At 40.9% G+C, this 17,258-nt stretch carries 15 protein-coding genes and 1 pseudogene; 14 read left to right on the top strand and 2 right to left on the bottom strand.

The window, feature by feature from the left end; all coding sequences use genetic code 11:
- From nuoE to HUV91_RS08865, 12 genes are all read left to right on the top strand, one after another.
- Positions 1–510, top strand: coding sequence for an NADH-quinone oxidoreductase subunit NuoE (gene nuoE, locus HUV91_RS08920; protein ID WP_130073930.1), 510 nt, complete (start codon positions 1–3; stop codon positions 508–510).
- A complete protein-coding gene (nuoF, locus tag HUV91_RS08915; protein WP_174493163.1) occupies positions 507–1,835 on the top strand; it encodes an NADH-quinone oxidoreductase subunit NuoF in 1,329 nt (442 codons plus the stop codon). Before nuoE ends, nuoF begins: the two co-directional genes overlap by 4 nt.
- An 11-nt stretch (positions 1,836–1,846) precedes the next feature.
- A complete protein-coding gene (gene nuoG, locus HUV91_RS08910; RefSeq protein WP_174493162.1) occupies positions 1,847–4,531 on the top strand; it encodes an NADH-quinone oxidoreductase subunit NuoG in 2,685 nt (894 codons plus the stop codon).
- A 3-nt stretch (positions 4,532–4,534) separates the two neighbouring features.
- Entirely contained in the window at positions 4,535–5,548 is a 1,014-nt protein-coding gene (nuoH, locus tag HUV91_RS08905) for an NADH-quinone oxidoreductase subunit NuoH (protein ID WP_130073927.1), read from the top strand.
- Positions 5,549–5,566: 18 nt separating this feature from the next.
- On the top strand, positions 5,567–6,109 hold the full coding sequence (gene nuoI, locus HUV91_RS08900; RefSeq protein ID WP_130073926.1) for an NADH-quinone oxidoreductase subunit NuoI: 543 nt from the start codon (positions 5,567–5,569) through the stop codon (positions 6,107–6,109).
- Entirely contained in the window at positions 6,109–6,627 is a 519-nt protein-coding gene (gene nuoJ / locus HUV91_RS08895; protein ID WP_174493618.1) for an NADH-quinone oxidoreductase subunit J, read from the top strand. The genes nuoI and nuoJ overlap by 1 nt, the downstream gene beginning before the upstream one ends.
- Positions 6,627–6,935 carry an NADH-quinone oxidoreductase subunit NuoK gene (gene nuoK, locus HUV91_RS08890; protein ID WP_111860838.1) on the top strand — a complete coding sequence of 103 codons (309 nt, stop codon included), beginning with the start codon at positions 6,627–6,629 and terminating at the stop codon, positions 6,933–6,935. Before nuoJ ends, nuoK begins: the two co-directional genes overlap by 1 nt.
- On the top strand, positions 6,932–8,824 hold the full coding sequence (nuoL, locus tag HUV91_RS08885) for an NADH-quinone oxidoreductase subunit L (protein ID WP_130073924.1): 1,893 nt from the start codon (positions 6,932–6,934) through the stop codon (positions 8,822–8,824). The genes nuoK and nuoL overlap by 4 nt, the downstream gene beginning before the upstream one ends.
- A 1-nt stretch (position 8,825) precedes the next feature.
- Positions 8,826–10,433 (top strand): NADH-quinone oxidoreductase subunit M, encoded by a 1,608-nt coding sequence (nuoM, locus tag HUV91_RS08880; protein WP_174493161.1) that lies wholly within the window; start codon positions 8,826–8,828, stop codon positions 10,431–10,433.
- Between the two features lie 2 nt (positions 10,434–10,435).
- Positions 10,436–11,932 (top strand): NADH-quinone oxidoreductase subunit NuoN, encoded by a 1,497-nt coding sequence (nuoN, locus tag HUV91_RS08875; protein WP_130073922.1) that lies wholly within the window; start codon positions 10,436–10,438, stop codon positions 11,930–11,932.
- A gap of 121 nt (positions 11,933–12,053) precedes the next feature.
- On the top strand, positions 12,054–12,689 hold the full coding sequence (gene upp / locus HUV91_RS08870) for a uracil phosphoribosyltransferase (RefSeq protein WP_130073921.1): 636 nt from the start codon (positions 12,054–12,056) through the stop codon (positions 12,687–12,689).
- A 77-nt stretch (positions 12,690–12,766) separates the two neighbouring features.
- The gene (locus HUV91_RS08865) at positions 12,767–14,566 is read left to right on the top strand and encodes a hypothetical protein (RefSeq protein ID WP_174493160.1); all 1,800 of its coding nucleotides are present in this window, start codon (positions 12,767–12,769) and stop codon (positions 14,564–14,566) included.
- Between the two features lie 39 nt (positions 14,567–14,605).
- Here HUV91_RS08865 and gigC read toward each other — a convergent pair whose 3' ends face one another.
- On the bottom strand, positions 14,606–15,505 hold the full coding sequence (gigC, locus tag HUV91_RS08860) for a LysR family transcriptional regulator GigC (RefSeq protein ID WP_130073920.1): 900 nt from the start codon (positions 15,503–15,505) through the stop codon (positions 14,606–14,608).
- A gap of 167 nt (positions 15,506–15,672) precedes the next feature.
- Here gigC and HUV91_RS08855 point away from each other — a divergent pair, with 167 nt between their 5' ends.
- Positions 15,673–16,434 carry a ferredoxin--NADP reductase gene (locus tag HUV91_RS08855; RefSeq protein WP_174493159.1) on the top strand — a complete coding sequence of 254 codons (762 nt, stop codon included), beginning with the start codon at positions 15,673–15,675 and terminating at the stop codon, positions 16,432–16,434.
- 69 nt (positions 16,435–16,503) lie between these two features.
- Here the strand turns inward: HUV91_RS08855 and HUV91_RS08850 are convergent, their stop codons facing one another.
- Entirely contained in the window at positions 16,504–16,926 is a 423-nt protein-coding gene (locus HUV91_RS08850) for a hypothetical protein (protein WP_174493158.1), read from the bottom strand.
- 154 nt (positions 16,927–17,080) lie between these two features.
- On the opposite strand from HUV91_RS08850, the pseudogene HUV91_RS08845 reads away from it, so the two are divergent.
- Positions 17,081–17,215, top strand: a pseudogene (locus HUV91_RS08845) (hypothetical protein); the annotation flags it as partial.
- Positions 17,216–17,258: the final 43 nt, after the last annotated feature.

The following is a 17,258-nucleotide window of genomic DNA, read 5'->3' as shown; positions in this document are numbered from 1 at the left end:
ATGATGATTTTGACTGATAAAAAGCCACGTGTGAATGTTGAAGGAATTTTGACTGCGGAAGAAATCCACGAAATTGAACATCACATTGGTCATTATCCATACCCACGTGCTGCATCTTTGGATGCCTTAAAGTGCGTACAACGCCGTAATGGTTGGGTGGATGATGCACAGTTGCATGCAATTGCTCAATTATTGACAATTAGTGTTGCTGATTTGGAAGGTGTAGCGACGTTCTATAACCGTATTTACCGTCAACCTGTGGGGCGTCACGTAATTTTATTATGTGATTCAATTGCATGTTTCTTGATGGGTGCGGAAACTTTGGCAGAAGCATTCCAGCGTGAATTGGGTATTCAATATGGTCAAACGACAGCTGATGGTCGTTTTACGTTATTGCCGATTTGCTGCTTAGGAAATTGTGACAAAGGTCCTACCTTGATGATTGATGAAGATACTCACGGCTTGGTTGAAGTGACATCAATTAAACAGTTATTGGAGAAGTATGTATGAATACTGAACCAAAACCAATTTATGGCGACGGTAACCCAGAAACTCACCCATTAACTTGGCGTTTGAGTAAGCAAGAGTCTGTTCGTAGTGCAGATGATTACGAAGCACTTGAAGGTTATGCAGGCTTTAAAAAAGCACTTTCTATGCCGCCGAAAGATGTGCTTGAAGTGATTAAAGCTGCTACCGTAAAGGGTCGTGGTGGTGCAGGTTTCCCAGCAGGGATTAAATGGTCATTGATGGCACCCAATGATGGTGGTCCACGTTACCTGATCTGTAATGCCGATGAAATGGAACCAGGTACATTTAAAGACCGTTTGTTGATGGAAAAACTTCCACATCAATTGATCGAAGGGATGTTGATTGCTGGTTATACCCTTGAAGCAACGCAAGGTTATATCTTCATTCGTGGTGAGTATATCGAAGCTGCACAATACTTAAATGAAGCTTTAGAACAAATTCGTGCTAAAGGTTATTTGGGTGACAATATCCTGAATTCAGGATGGAGCTTTGATTTACACGTACATACTGGTGCAGGTCGTTATATCTGTGGTGAAGAAACCGCATTGATTAACTCACTTGAAGGTCGTCGTGCCAATCCACGTACTAAACCGCCATTCCCGCAAGTTGCAGGGGCTTGGGGTCGTCCTACGATTGTAAACAACGTAGAAACGTACAACAACTTACCCGCAATCATGTTGCGTGGACCTGAGTGGTATATTGGTTTGTCTGCGGGCAAGTCTAAAGATCCAGGTACGAAAATCTACGGTGCATCAGGTAAAGTGAAATTCCCTGGTTTATGGGAATTACCATTTGGTACAACTGCACGTGAAGTCATTGAAGATCATGCCGGTGGTATGCGTGATGGCTTGAAACTTAAAGCATGGTTACCAGGTGGCGCATCGACTGACTTCTTGGCTGCTGAACATATCGACCTTCCTATGGATGCTGAAAGCATCATGAAAGCAGGTTCACGTTTAGGTACGTGTTTGCTGATGGTGGTGGATGAAACTCAATGTATGGTTTCAGCTACACGTAACTTGGAAGAGTTCTTTGCGCGTGAGTCATGTGGTTGGTGTACACCTTGCCGTGATGGTTTACCTTGGGCGGTTAAAGCGCTTAAAGCACTTGAGAATGGTGAAGGTAAACAGGAAGATATCGATCATTTACAGGAATTGACCCGTAAATTATGGATTGGTAAAACTTTCTGTGCCCATGCTCCAGGTGCGATGGAACCACTTATGGGCGCACTCAAACATTTCCGTGGCGAGTTTGAAGCGAAAGTTGTCAATGCAGCTGCTCAAACCCGCAACGTAGAACAAGCTTAAGGAATTCGACTATGGCTACAATTCATGTCGATGGAAAATCGTATGAAGTCAATGGCTCGGAAAACTTGCTACAAGCATGTTTGAGTCTAGGCATCGACATCCCATATTTTTGTTGGCATCCAGCTTTAGGTTCTGTCGGTTCTTGCCGTCAATGTGCTGTGACGCAATACGCGAATCCTGAAGATACGCGTGGGCGTTTAGTCATGTCATGTATGACGCCTGCATCTGACAATACCTATATCTCAATTGAAGATAAAGAAGCGACATCGTTTCGTGAATCGATCGTTGAGTTCTTGATGACCAACCACCCACACGACTGTCCAGTCTGTGAAGAGGGTGGTCATTGTCATTTACAAGATATGACTGTGATGACACAACACGATCGTCGTCGTTATCGTTTTACTAAACGTACACATCACAACCAAGAATTAGGTTCGTTCATTGCACATGAAATGAACCGTTGTATCGCATGTTACCGTTGTGTTCGTTACTATAACGACTATGCGGGCGGTACTGACTTTGGTGTATATGCCAATGCGTCACGTGTTTACTTTGGTCGTCCTGAGTCAGGGACTTTAGAGTCTGAATTCTCGGGTAATTTGACTGAAGTCTGTCCAACAGGTGTATTTACCGATAAAACTCACTCAGCACGTTATAACCGTAAATGGGACATGCAATACGCACCGAGCGTATGCCAAGGCTGTTCTTCAGGTTGTAACATCTCTCCGGGTGAACGTTATGGTGAACTACGTCGTGTAGAAAACCGTTTCAATGGCGAAGTAAACCAATACTTCCTCTGTGATAAAGGTCGTTTCGGTACAGGTTATGTCAACCGTGAAGATCGTCCTCGTCAACCACAATTCCGTAAAGGGACTGCTGTAGAAACAATTTCTGTAGATATGGCGTTGGATTCTGTGATTGCAAATGTTCAAGGCAAAAAAGTCTTGGGTATTGGTTCGCCACGTGCATCACTTGAGTCAAACTTCGCATTACGTGAGTTGGTGGGTCAAGAGCACTATTCAACAGGTCTTTCTCAGAAAGAACAAAATCTGGTTGAATTGGCTGCTTCTATTATGCAAACCGAAGGTGTTTATAACCCAGGTATGCGTGAAATTGAAAGCTACGATGCAGTATTGATCTTAGGTGAAGACTTAACGCAAACTGCACCACGTATGGCATTGTCTGTTCGCCAAGCTGCGAAAAACAAAGCCAAAGAAATGGCAGCAGAACGTCGTACACAAGATTGGTTAGCAGAGCCTGTTAAACGTATTGGTCAAGATGCCAAATCTCCAATTTACATCTTATCTGCGACGCAAACACGTCTTGCTGATGTTGCGACAGGTGAAGTGGTTGCTTCTCCAAATGACATTGCGCGTTTAGGTTTTGCGATTGCTGCGGGCGTAAAAGGTGAAGCGATTCTTGGTTTAGATGACGATGCAAAAGCATTTGCACAAACCATTGCTGACACATTAAAAGCTGCGAAAAAACCACTCATTATCTCGGGTACAAGTTTACAAGATGCTGCCATCATGGAAGCTGCTGCACAAGTTGCACAGAATCTTGGTTCAACAGCAGGCTTAACATTGACTGTTCCTGAAGTGAACTCAATGGGCTTGGCATTGTTTGGTGGTTTAAGCTTAGAACAAGCATTTGCACAAGATTATGACTCAATCATCATCATGGAAAATGACTTATTCCGTCGTTTACCTGCTGCACAAGTTCAAGCCGCGCTTAATAAAGCGCAAAGCGTGATTGTATTGGATCATTCAGAAACTGAAACTGTAAAAGCTGCGGATGTTGTTTTATCTGCTGCGAGTTTCGCTGAAGGTGATGGTACAGTGGTTTCACAAGAAGGACGTGCACAACGTTTCTATCAAGTGTATGACCCAAGCTACTACAAACCAGAACTTGCAATCAAAGAATCATGGCGCTGGTTACATGCCATTGAAACCGGTGTGAAAGGCAAAGCGATTTCTTGGACATTACTTGATGACGTGATTGAAAGCGTTGTGAATAATGTACCTGCACTTGAAGCGATTCAAGATGTTGCACCTGATGCAGGCTATCGTGTACATGGTTTGAAAATTGCGCGTGAACCACGTCGTTACTCAGGTCGTACTGCGATGCGTGCGCCACTTAATGTTCATGAGCCAAAACAACCAGTCGATGTCGACTCAGCATTAACGTTCTCTATGGAAGGTTATGTGGGGAATCAGACACCTGCAGCATTGGTTCCATTTGCATGGGCACCAGGTTGGAACTCTCCACAGTCTTGGAACAAATACCAAGATGAAGTGGGTGGTCACTTAAAAGGTGGTGATTCTGGCGTTCGTCTATTCGATCGTTTACCTAAACGTCCAGCACGGAGTTATGTTGCACCAGCAGCAGTTGTGGCAAACCCAGATAGCTTCCGTTTAGTGCCAATGCACCATATTTTTGCTTCTGGTGAATTCACCGTGAAAACACCTGCAATGGAATCTCGTATTCCTGAAGCAATGTTTGCTGTGGGTGAGCAAGATGCAGCACGCTTGAACGTACAAGATGGTCAGAAAATTACTGTGAAAGCAGGTGAGACTTCAATCAGTCTTCCAGTTCAAGTGATTGAGTATTTACCTACAGGTTATATCGGATATCCAGTTGGACAAGCGCCGACCGTTTCTCTTGCAGAGCCTGTATCTGTGGCGGTAGGAGTGTAATTCATGAACGAAACTTTACGCGCCCTCCCGACATGGGCACAAGATTGGCCAATCGCATATAGCGTGATTCAAGCGATTGTGATCTTGTTGGTTGTGGTGTTGCTTGCAGCACTAATGTCGTTCATTGAACGCCGTTTGCTCGGTTTATGGCAAGACCGTTATGGTCCGAACCGTGTAGGTCCGGGCGGTATGTTCCAGATTGTTGCCGACATGTTGAAAATCATGTTCAAGGAAGACTGGACACCAAAGTTTGTTGATAAACTGACTTTCCGTTTAGCACCAGCAGTTGCAATGGCAACTGCGGTACTGTCATTCATGGTTATTCCTGTTTCACCTTATTTAGGTGTTGCAGACATGAGCATTGGCTTATTGTTCTTTATGGCAATGGCGGGTATTGCAGTGTATGCCGTGTTATTCGGTGGTTGGTCATCAAATAACAAATATGCATTATTAGGTGGTTTACGTTCTGCTGCACAAACCATTTCTTATGAAGTGTTCTTGGGTATTTCATTGATGGGTGTAGTTGCAATAGCAGGCTCATTCAACTTACGTGAAATCGTAGAAGCACAACGTGATGTTTGGTTTGTGATTCCACAATTCATTGGTTTCATGATCTTCGTGGTTGCCGGTGTTGCGGTAACGCATCGTCATCCATTTGACCAACCAGAAGCTGAACAAGAATTGGCTGAAGGTTACCATGTCGAGTACGGTGGTATGAAATGGGGGATGTTCTTCGTTGCTGAATACGTCAACATCATCTTAATTTCTGCCTTGATCGTGACTTTATTCTTTGGTGGATGGTTAGCACCATTTAACTTAAACATTCCATTCATTCCAGATGCGTTCTGGTTCATTGCAAAAACAGCATTCTTTGTGATGATGTTTGTCTTGGCACGTGGTTCGTTAATGCGTCCTCGTTATGACCAAGTGATGAACTTTGGTTGGAAAGTATGTTTACCACTTGCATTGGTTAACCTTTTGGTGACTGGTGCTGTGATTCTGATGAATCAAGCCTAGGACAGCAGGGAGTACAAAATGTATAAAATTCTAGCTGGCGTAGGATCAATCGTTCGTTCGTTATGGATGGTATTTACCCATGCCACTCGTCCACGTGATACGATTTTATATCCTGAAGTTCCAGCCGAACAAATCGTACCTCCACGCTACCGTGGTCGTATCGTATTAACACGTGATCCTGATGGCGAAGAGCGTTGTGTTGCGTGTAACTTATGTGCGGTTGCATGTCCTGTGGGCTGTATCTCATTACAGAAAGCTGAAAAAGAAGATGGACGTTGGTATCCAGAGTTTTTCCGCATTAACTTCTCACGTTGTATCTTCTGTGGGATGTGTGAAGAAGCGTGCCCAACAACTGCAATTCAGTTAACACCAGACTTCGAGTTGGGTGAATATGTACGTCAAGACCTTGTTTATGAGAAAGAAAACTTACTCATTTCGGGTCCTGGTAAATACCCTGATTACAACTTCTATCGTGTAACGGGTATGGCAATTGACGGTAAAGAAAAAGGTCAAGCGCAACGTGAAAGCGCACCTGTTGACGTACGGAGCTTATTACCATGATGTGGCCATTTTATTTAATGGCTCTCGTGGCCATTGTTTCTACAGTTCGTGTTGTGACCAATGCGAATCCTGTACATGCACTTTTAAGCTTAATCGTGTCACTGCTTGCCGTTGCAGGGATTTTTTTAACCATTGGCGCACCCTTTGCTGCTGCATTAGAAATTATTGTCTATGCAGGTGCAATCATGGTGTTGTTCGTCTTCGTGGTGATGATGCTCAATCTTGGTCAACATACTGTTGATCAAGAGCGTAAATGGTTGACTTCTGATGCTTGGGCTTATCCAGCATTGATGAGTTTCTTGATGGGTTTGTGTTTGGTTTGGATGTTAGGTTCAGACTATACGCAAACACAACATGTTTTAGGGACGCAAATGGTCGGTCCTAAAGAAGTTGGTCAAGTACTCTTTACACACTACTTATTATTGGTTGAAGTAGCCGCGATGTTATTGCTTGCAGCATTGGTTGCAGCATTCCACTTAGGCAAACGTGAACCAAGTGCAGAAGAGGATAAACAATAATGGGCAATATCCCTTTAGAGCATGGTTTAATCGTTGCATCTATCCTTTTTGCACTCGGTTTTTACGGTGTAATGGTACGACGCAATATTTTATTTATGTTAATGAGCCTTGAAATCATGATGAATGCTGCTGCGCTAGCATTCGTTGTTGCAGGTAGTGCATGGGTACAACCAGACGGTCAAATTATGTTTATCTTAATTTTGACGCTTGCTGCAGCAGAGGCGTGTATCGGTCTTGCGATCGTCCTTCAGTTCTATCATCGCTTCCATCACTTGGATGTAGATGCTGCTAGTGAGATGCGCGGATGAGTACTTTATATTTAACGATTTTATTTCCGCTTATTGGTTTTATTCTTTTAGCGGCAGGACGTAATAAACTTCCTGAAAATGTCGCTGCGATTATTGGTGCGGGTTCAGTTGGTCTTTCAGCATTGTTTGCGTTGATCAGCGGTATGGCATTTATCAACAGCGGTGAAACTGTATTTGTTCAAAATTTATGGACATGGTTTAACGTTGGTGGTTTTGCGCCAGGTATTACTTTAAGTTTAGATGGCTTGTCATTGTTAATGATGGGCATGATCACGGGCGTAGGTTTTCTGATTCATATCTTCGCAACATGGTATATGCGTGGTGAAGAGGATTTCGCACGTTTCTTCTCTTATTTCAACCTGTTCGTAGCAAGTATGCTTGTGCTTGTATTGGGTGACAACTTAGCGTTGTTATTCTTAGGTTGGGAAGGCGTAGGTCTGTGTTCTTATCTATTGATTGGTTACTACTATCAAAACCCGTCAAATGGTATGGCTGCGATCAAAGCATTTACCGTAACACGTGTGGGTGATATTTTCTTACTCATTGCGATGTTCTTGCTTTATCAACAATTTGGTACTTTGCATATCGGTACAATCGTTGCCAATGCATCACAAGTTTTAGCACTTGATCATAACCTTGCGCTTTGGACTTCACTCATGTTGTTCTTAGGTGCTGCGGGTAAATCTGCACAAATTCCATTACAAACATGGTTGGCAGATGCGATGGCTGGTCCTACACCAGTATCTGCATTGATCCACGCTGCAACAATGGTAACCGCAGGTGTTTACCTGTGCTGCCGTATGTTCACTGTGTTTGAAATGACACCTGAAATTATGCAATTCATTGCGATTACAGGCGCAGTAACATTATTGGTGGCTGGTTTTGCAGCATTGGTGCAAACCGACATCAAACGTATTTTGGCTTACTCAACCATGAGTCAGCTCGGTTATATGTTTATGGCGGTGGGTGCCGAAGCTTATCAAGCTGGCCTATTCCATATGCTTTCTCACGCATTCTTCAAGGCATTATTATTCTTGTCTTCTGGTGCGGTGATTTTGGCTTACCATCACGAACAAAACATCTTCAAAATGGGGGGCTTGTTCTACAAAAATAAATTCTTGTTTGCATGTTTCGCCATCGGTGGTGGTGCGCTTGCAGCGATTCCATTCGTAACAATTGGCTTCTTCTCTAAAGATGCGATCTTGGGCGCAGTTTGGGTACAAGGTCAAGCAAATGCAGCATTTGGTTGGTTGTACTGGGTGGGTGTAGCAGGTGCATTCTTAACATCTATTTATACATTCCGTTTAATCTGGGTTGTATTCTTTGGCAAAGAAAATACGCCTTATCACGAAATCAAAGGTGCAACATATTGGTTACCTTTAGGTATCCTTGCTGTACTGTCAACAGGTTTGGCTTATTTCTTAAAAGCACCAGTGGAAAAAGCACTGACTGCTGCGCAAATTCCTGTATTTAATGTGCCAACTGAAGAGTTGATGCACGGTATGCATTCTGCTGAATATACAGCAGTCGGTATTGCACTTGCAGGTTTAGTCGTGGGTGTTGTGTTGTTCGCATTTGCTTACCAAGCGGTAAAAGGCTTTGCTGCAACATCATTTGGTACAGGTCTTGCCAATATCTGCCGTAATGCATTTGGTTTCGATTCGTTATACAACATTGTATTTGTTCAACCTTATTTATTGATTGCAAAAATCTTAGGTCGTGACCCAATTGATGGTTTATGGCTCATGTTACCTGCGATTGTGAAAGGTGGTAATAAGTTTACAAGTACCCGTCAAACAGGTTCATTACGTGAATATGCATCAAGTATGTCACTCGGTGTAGTGGTATTGCTGATGATCTTGATCGTGATTCAGGTAGTGGGGAAATAAGATGGAAGCAAATAACTGGATTTTACCCGCATTAATTCTTGTACCTTTCATTGCAGGTTTTATTTGCTGGTTAGTCGATAAGCTCGATGAACATTTGCCTCGCTATATTGCACTCGTGGGGATGCTCATTACTTTGGGCTTAACAGGTGTGCTTTGGAGTCAAGGTGGTTTTACCTATGAGTTGGGACAACAAGTCCCAGCTTGGGCTGCACAATTTCAAGTTGAATGGATTAAATCTTTAGGGATTAATATCCATTTAGCGATAGATGGTCTTTCACTTTTGATGGTCGGCTTAACTGCATTACTCGGTGTACTTGCAGTCGGTTGTTCATGGGGTGAAATTCAAAAGAATGTTGGTTTCTTCCACTTAAACCTTTTATGGTCTTTAGGTGGGGTGATTGGTGTATTCCTTGCAATTGATTTGTTCTTGTTCTTCTTCTTCTGGGAGATGATGCTTGTACCAATCTATTTCTTGATTGCACTCTGGGGGCATAAAGGCGCGGATGGTAAATCACGCGTATATGCTGCAACCAAGTTCTTCATTTATACACAAGTTGCAGGTCTGATCATGCTTGTGGGTATCCTAGGTCTAGTGATCTATGGCTACATGATGTCTGGCAATATCAGCTTCAACTATTATTACTTAATGGCTGTTGCACGTACATTAGATGCTCAAGCACCACATATTGCTTATGCATTGATGATCTGTATGTTCATCGGTTTTGCGGTAAAACTTCCTGTTTTTCCATTACATGGTTGGTTACCCGATGCCCACGCGCAAGCACCTACAGCAGGTTCTGTCGACTTAGCGGGTATCTTGATTAAAACTGCGGCTTACGGTTTATTACGTTTCGTCATTCCGTTCTTCCCTGCAGCATCGGCACAATTTGCAGATATTGCAATCATCTTTGGTTTAATTGGTATCTTCTACGGTGCTTGGTGTGCATTCCAACAAACAGATATGAAACGCTTACTTGCGTACACATCTATTTCGCACATGGGCTTCGTGTTACTTGCACTTTATGCAGGTAATATTTTGACCTTCCAAGGTTTGATGATCATGATGTTGGCGCATGGTTTATCTTCTGCTGCATTGTTCATTATGTGTGGTCAAGTGTATGAGCGTTTACATACACGTGATTTACGTTTGATGGGTGGTATTCGTGGTCAATTCCAATATTTACCATTCTTCTTAATGTTCTTTATTGCTGCATTGGTCGGTATTCCTGGTTTAGGTAACTTTATTGGTGAGTTCCTGATTTTGATGGGTTCATTTGGTAAATTCCCAATGTTTACCATCATTGCAGCGATCAGTTTAGTATTTGCGGGTCTTTATGGTTTAATCCTGATCCACAAAGCATTATTTGGTACGCCAAATGAAGCACAAAAACAGCATTATACAGCTCCGTTAAAAGATCTTGGCGCACGTGAAATCGGTCTTTTGATGATCTGTGTAATCGGTTTGGTATGGTTAGGTATGCATCCACAAACATTCTTAGATGTTTCAAACTCAAGCATGGCGTGGATTGCAAATAGCTATATTCCTGTTCAAGAAGCCGTTGAAGCAACGCAGCAAGTTGTTTCTCAACAAAATGCGGGGATCCAATAGTCATGAATTTTACAATGTCATTTTCGGATCTCATGCCTTTGGCACCTGTCATGATTGTAGCTTTGACTGCAGTCGTGGTGATGATCTTAACGGCAATCAAACGTAATCATAATTTGATTGCAACAGCTTCAGTGGTTGGTTTAAACCTTGCGGCGCTTGATTTGATAATCATGATGTTTGGTGGTGCGTTCGCACCATCAAATGTGATGGGCATGTTTATGGTTGACCCATTTACATTGTTCTATCAATTGCTTGCGATTGTTGCTGCGTTAGCATGTTGTACTTTGTCACATGCATACATTGAAACCTATAAAGACCATCGTGAAGAACTTTATATCTTGATGTTGATCTCTGTTGCAGGGGCGATGTTAATGGTAGCAAGTTCGCACTTTGCATCGTTCTTTATTAGCTTAGAGTTAATGTCGATTCCGATGTATGGTTTGGTGGCTTATACACATCAACGTTCAAAATCGTTAGAAGCGGGAATTAAATATTTAGTTCTTTCTGCAACTGCGTCTGCAATGTTGTTGATGGGTATGGCATATATCTATGCATATACAGGTTCTTTAGCATTCTATGATGCTGTACCTGCATTGTTCCAAGTCATTCAACAACCAATGGTGATCTTAGGTCTAGGTCTCATTATCTTTGCAATTGGCTTTAAGCTTTCTCTTGCACCATTTCACAAATGGACACCTGATGTTTATCAAGGTGCACCTGCGCCAATCGCAACATTCTTGGCGACTGTGGCAAAAGTTGCAACGATTGGTTTATTGGTACGTTACATTTTGACTTCGGGTGCAATTTTAGTCCCTTCAATTGTGACAATCATTACTGTAATTGCAGTACTTTCAATCTTGGTCGGTAACTTCCTTGCTGTACGTCAAGTGAACTTAAAACGTATTTTAGGTTATTCTTCGATTGCACATTTTGGTTATTTATTGATTGCTTTAGTCAGCACAACCTATGCAAGCTTAGGCAGTGTAACGGTTTATATTGCGACTTATACATTAACAACGATTGGTGCTTTTGGTGCAGTTGCTTTGATGTCAAGCCCATATAACAATGTTGATGAAGCTGAATCACTTGCAGACTATCGTGGTTTATTCTGGCGCCGTCCAGTATTGACTGCAACTTTAACTGTGATGATGTTATCTCTTGCAGGTATTCCATTAACTGCGGGCTTCATTGGTAAGTTCCTTGTGGTGATGTCTGCTGTGACAGCTCAAAACTGGTTCTTAGCTGCAATGATTATTGTGGGTAGTGGTATTGGTTTATATTACTATTTACGTGTGATGGTTGTGATGTATATGACCCCACCTGAAAATCCTCGTATTGATGCTGTTGATCATTGGGGACAAAAAGTCGGTGGTCTTATGGTTTTAGGTGCTGCTGCTTTAGTGTTGATCATTGGTGTTTATCCAGACCCATTGATTGACTTAGCGCTTAAATCTGAAATTTTATCACCTATTCATATGATGCTAAGCCAACAGCAATAATCTATCAATACGATTTGTTTTAACAAAAAAAGCCCTCAAACATTGGGGGCTTTTCTTATATCTTATATAAAAAACATTTATAATAGTGAATATTTACTTTTATCCTTTTAGGTGTACTCCCGTGTCTATTCAAGAAATTCGCCATCCACTTATTCGTCATAAATTAGGTTTATTACGTCGTGCAGATATTAGTACTAAGAATTTCCGTGAATTAGCGCAAGAAGTCACAATGCTGCTTACTTATGAAGCAACTAAAGATTTACCTGTATGTGATCATGAAATTGATGGTTGGAATGGTAAAGTGACTGTAGATCGTATTGCAGGTAAAAAAATTACAGTTGTCCCTATTTTACGTGCAGGGATTGGCATGTTAGATGGTTTTCTTAATCTAATTCCAAGTGCAAAAGTCTCTGTACTCGGTTTAGAGCGTGATGAAGAAACTTTGGAAGCACGCACTTACTATAAAAAACTAGTGCCTGATGTACAAAATCGTTTGGCGATGATTATTGATCCAATGCTTGCAACGGGATCATCTTTAGTCGCTGCAATTGATGTGCTTAAAGCCAGTGGTTGTAAAGATATTCGCGTCATGGTACTTGTTGCTGCACCTGAAGGAATCAAACGAGTTACTGAAGCACATCCTGATGTGACTATTTTTACAGCTTCAATTGATAAAGGTCTAAATGAAAATGGTTATATTGTTCCTGGTCTAGGTGATGCAGGCGATAAAATTTTTGGTAGTGTGCAAAAAGACTAAAATTTAGTAATATAAAAAGGAAGCTTTATAGCTTCCTTTTTTGTCGGAAATTATTATAAAAATTAGAGAATTGATTTATGTTCTATAAGGGGATCGTGGTTCAATATGATGTTGAAGAACAGAAGGGTTTTATTGAACTCGTTCAAGATCAACGCATCATTCATTTTCATTTGTCTGATTTCCCAAATTCAGACATTCCGCCTCAGTTAAATGAACGAATTAAATGTGCGGTTTTAGAAAGTGCTGATCAATTGAGCGCCAATTGTATTGTACGTTTAGATATTAAAAATGCGACTCAAAAAGTACAACATACAAAAACCTCTTATACTTCACAATTGATAGAAGAACAGCATGTTCAGTCTAAGCGTATGAGTCGTAAATCTACGCTTGCTAAATTGCGTTTGTTAAATGAAAGTCGTACAACAGTTGAAGCAGTTGAGGCAGTTGAAGCAGTTGAAGCAGTTGAAGCAGTTGAAGCAGTTGAAGCAGTTGAAGCAGTTGAAGCAGTTGAAGCAGTTGAAGCAGTTGAAGCAGTTGAAGCAGTTGAAGCAGTTGAAGCAGTTGAAGCAGTTGAAGCAGTTGAAGCAGTTGAAGCAGTTGAAGTAGTTAAAGCAGTTGAAGCAGTTGAAGCACAAAACAATATTGCGGAAGTGATTCGACAGCTGACACCACAAGCAAAATTGCAACTGAATGAATATTTATCATCAGTTCCAGCAGATGATGTAGAACGTGAAAGCTCCTCACATCCACAGGCACAGATTGATAAAACTTTAGATCATCGTCATGGATCTAAGATAGATAGAGATTCCTCAATAGCAATAGCATCAAGTGATTTAGAGCAAGCTCCATTACCCGATACAGCACTTTCGAGTACAGCATTGCTCGATGTAGAGTTACAGCCCTTAACCCACGCTTTTTTGAAAGATGATCAAATTCAAGTTGATATACCGTCTTTAGCACAAGATAGCATTATACAAGAGGTTAATTCCAAGGATGCTGTCCTGGAGGTTGAGGCTAAAGTATTAGAACCAGTTCAAAGTATAGTGATCCATGAAATTGATGCTTCTCAAGCTTCATCAAATTTAGAAATTGATTTAGATCATTCTGTTGTAAAAAAACAAGATATGCCTATATTTGAGCATCATCCACCACAGCATAATATCAACGATGATATAGAGTGTACTTCATCTGTTAAGCAAGAAGAGTTATCTTTTCAAATTATTGAAAATGTAGATCTCGCTGAAAAAGTCATACAAATTACGGATGAGCCTTTTACTGAGTTAAAGACAGGTGACGAAGTACAAAAAAGTATCATGATGCCGTCTGAGCATCCGATTGATGTCTCGAAGCAGCCTGAAATTATACAAGAACAAGCAAGTCTAGAAGTCTCTTCAGATCAAGTGGAAAAATTAACAGATTACAATGCTGTGCCTGAACAGTCTAAAGTGGAACATGAAAATGTTACATCCTGTGCTGTGAGCAAAACAGAGTCATCTGAAATCTTAAAAACAGTCGATTTAGATAAGGCAGCAGTGACTAAAAGTGATGTAAAGCAAAATAATATAGAGACAAGAGTAGCGAAGGAGCAAGTACTGAAGGAAATATCAAGTTTTAAAGAAAACTCGGTATATCTAAATCTAAAAACCCAAATTTTATATGGCAAATGGCAGCCCATCAAAGAAAAAAAACAACGTAAAATTTATGTCAATCCACTTTATTTGATCGCTGTGATTATCATAGTGCTTGGTGCAACCGTGAGTTATTTGGCATATCAAAAATATCAAAAGCACCAACAAGCGCAAGAGGCTAAGCTGAATTTATATAAATTAGAGCAAGAAAAGAAAAATGCTGCACAAAAAAATGCTGCCTTAAGATAATCGGCAGCATTGATCATTTTAATCTATACCATGATGAGGTTAATGTGTATGGATTTCGACTTGATCTTCACAGAACTGCAAGAATGAACGTAAACCTGGACCTTGATATTTTTGGCGATGTACCAGCATATATAGCGGGCGAGTCAGTGTCCAAAAAGGTGTTTTTAAAATAACCAATTGTTGTTTTTCTAATAAAGGCTCAATGGCTAATTTAGAAATACACGATACTCCTAAACCACCTGCGACAATTTTTAGAATAGCTTCATTGTGTCCAAGTGTTAAACGTATATTGGCATCAGGAATATCTTGTAAAATCGCATTATCGAAGACTTCACGTGTTCCTGAACCTTCTTCACGTAAAATCCATTGGACAGTATAAAAATCCTCAGGGGTCAATGGACGATTTAATTTTGCCAAAGGATGGTTGGACGAGCAGCACACAGCGAGTTCATCATCACGCCAAGGAATGCATTGTAACTGTGGTAAATGACATGACCCTTCAATGAGTGCTAAATCTAATTGAAATTGATTGACTGCCTCAATCATTTGACGGGTATTACCGACTTGTAACTGTAAATGTGCTTGTGGGCGGATTTGTAAAAAATCGGCCATTAGATCAGGCATTAAGTAATCACTGATCGTGAGTGTTGCACCAATACGTAAGTCGATACTTTGTAATTCACCTTTGGCCGCTTGTTCAAAAGATTCACAACGACCTAAAATTTCTAAAGCTTGTGGAAGTAAAAAACGACCTAAATCATTGAGTTGTAGTCTTTTTCCTAAGCGGTCAAATAAAGGTGCACCCAACCCATCTTCAAGATCTGCCAAAGCCATACTGGCAGCACTTTGTGTCAGGCGCACAGCATCACTGGCTTTGGTTACTGTACCTTCTTGAGCGACTGCTACGAAAACAGCCAGTTGACGTAAAGTCATGCGCATGTGAATAGCCTTAAGCTGAGACGTTTTTTCATAAGCTTTAAAAATCCATTTAATTGGTGATTTATGAACAAAAAACTGGATTTGATGAAAGAAGTCAATTGAAATAAATACGATAAATTATCCTGACATGCTACCATGAGCATAGTCATTCATGCCACGTTGAAATCATGTCAATTGAAAAATTTAGTGTAGAAAAGGTTTTATCTGTACACCGTTGGACCAATACTTTATTTAGCTTCACCATGACACGACCCGCACACTTTAAATTCACCGCAGGGCAATTTGCACGTATTGGGTTAAAAGTTGCAGATGATTTGGTGGTGCGCGCCTATTCTGTTGTTTCTTCTCCGTTCGAGGAAACCTTAGAGTTTTTTTCGATCGTTGTGCCAGATGGTGCATTTACTTCTAATTTACAACATCTACGAGTGGGAGATGAATTGTATTTGGAAAAAGTGCCCTATGGTTTTTTAACTTTAACTCGCTATCAATTACCTTTGCCGCATGATTTATGGTTGTTGGCGACAGGAACGGGTTTAGCGCCTTTTATTTCCATGCTACAAGACTTTGAAACTTGGCAGAAATATCAATTTATTACGCTTGTTTATAGTGTACGTTCAGCGGCTGAACTGGCTTATGTAGACCGTATTCAAGAAATCGTTGAGACTTTTGGGGAAGGGCACACAGGCTTTAAATTTGTGCCGATTATTACCCGAGACCCACAGGCTGCTTTACATGATCGTTTGCCAATTTTGATTGAAAATGGTGAATTGGAAAAGGCAGTCGGTTTAAACCTTAGTCCTACAACGACACACGTGATGTTGTGTGGAAATCCACAAATGGTGGATGACACCAAAGATGCTTTAAAGGCACGTGGTTTGAGCATGAATAGACGTGGTGAAGGTAATATTGCTGTAGAAAATTATTGGTAGAATATTTCTAAAGCTTAGATTTTAGAATGAAGAGCATTTATAGATGATATAAATGCTCTTTTTTGATGTTTAATGTACGAACATATCCATAAATTCACGTAATTCATAAATGGCAGACTCCATGTCCGTACTGAGCCATGTGGGTTCAAAAAAACCAGAATAAAACTCTAAACGCTCTTGTGGAGCAACGATGCGAATCGGACATTCTTCTTCAACCAAACGCCAAGGAATAATCGGGACTTCTGCATCTAAAAAAGGTGCAACATTACGAATATCAATAATCATGGCATTAATACAGTCAGGAAATGGCATGACGGATAATTCTTCAGTACGGCGGCGAAAATATTCTAAATCTCCCCATTTGAGAACATAGCTTTGCTTTGTAAACTCAATGATCCCAATTAAATGTTCATCACGTGTGGTATGCAAAAAGCATTGATGAGTGACATCTGTGTCTAAGTCTAAACAGACACTTTGTCGTTGATAAGCCATATTGTCCATAGCCAAATAAGAGGGTCATTAGTATAGCTGATATTCAAAATCTTGCCATGAAATAGACGCTTTACTTTCATTTAAATTAATTTACACACCGCAACATGATCACCTGATAGTATAAAAATGCATCACATGGAGAAGGAGTATAGAAATGAAACATGACTTTTCTAGACCAGCACATGTTATAAGTACTGAAGAGACCACACAGAAAAAACGTTTACCTGTGTATATGCTGATTCTTGTGGGGTTATTTCTTGTTGCTTTAGTTGTGTATATGCTTGCAGATTGGATGTAAGCTCATTTCGTTATATAAATTATTGTTTATTATA

Source organism: Acinetobacter sp. Marseille-Q1623, from assembly GCF_902809895.1.
Classification (GTDB): domain Bacteria; phylum Pseudomonadota; class Gammaproteobacteria; order Pseudomonadales; family Moraxellaceae; genus Acinetobacter; species Acinetobacter piscicola_A.
This window is presented reverse-complemented; position numbering and strand designations above follow the sequence as displayed.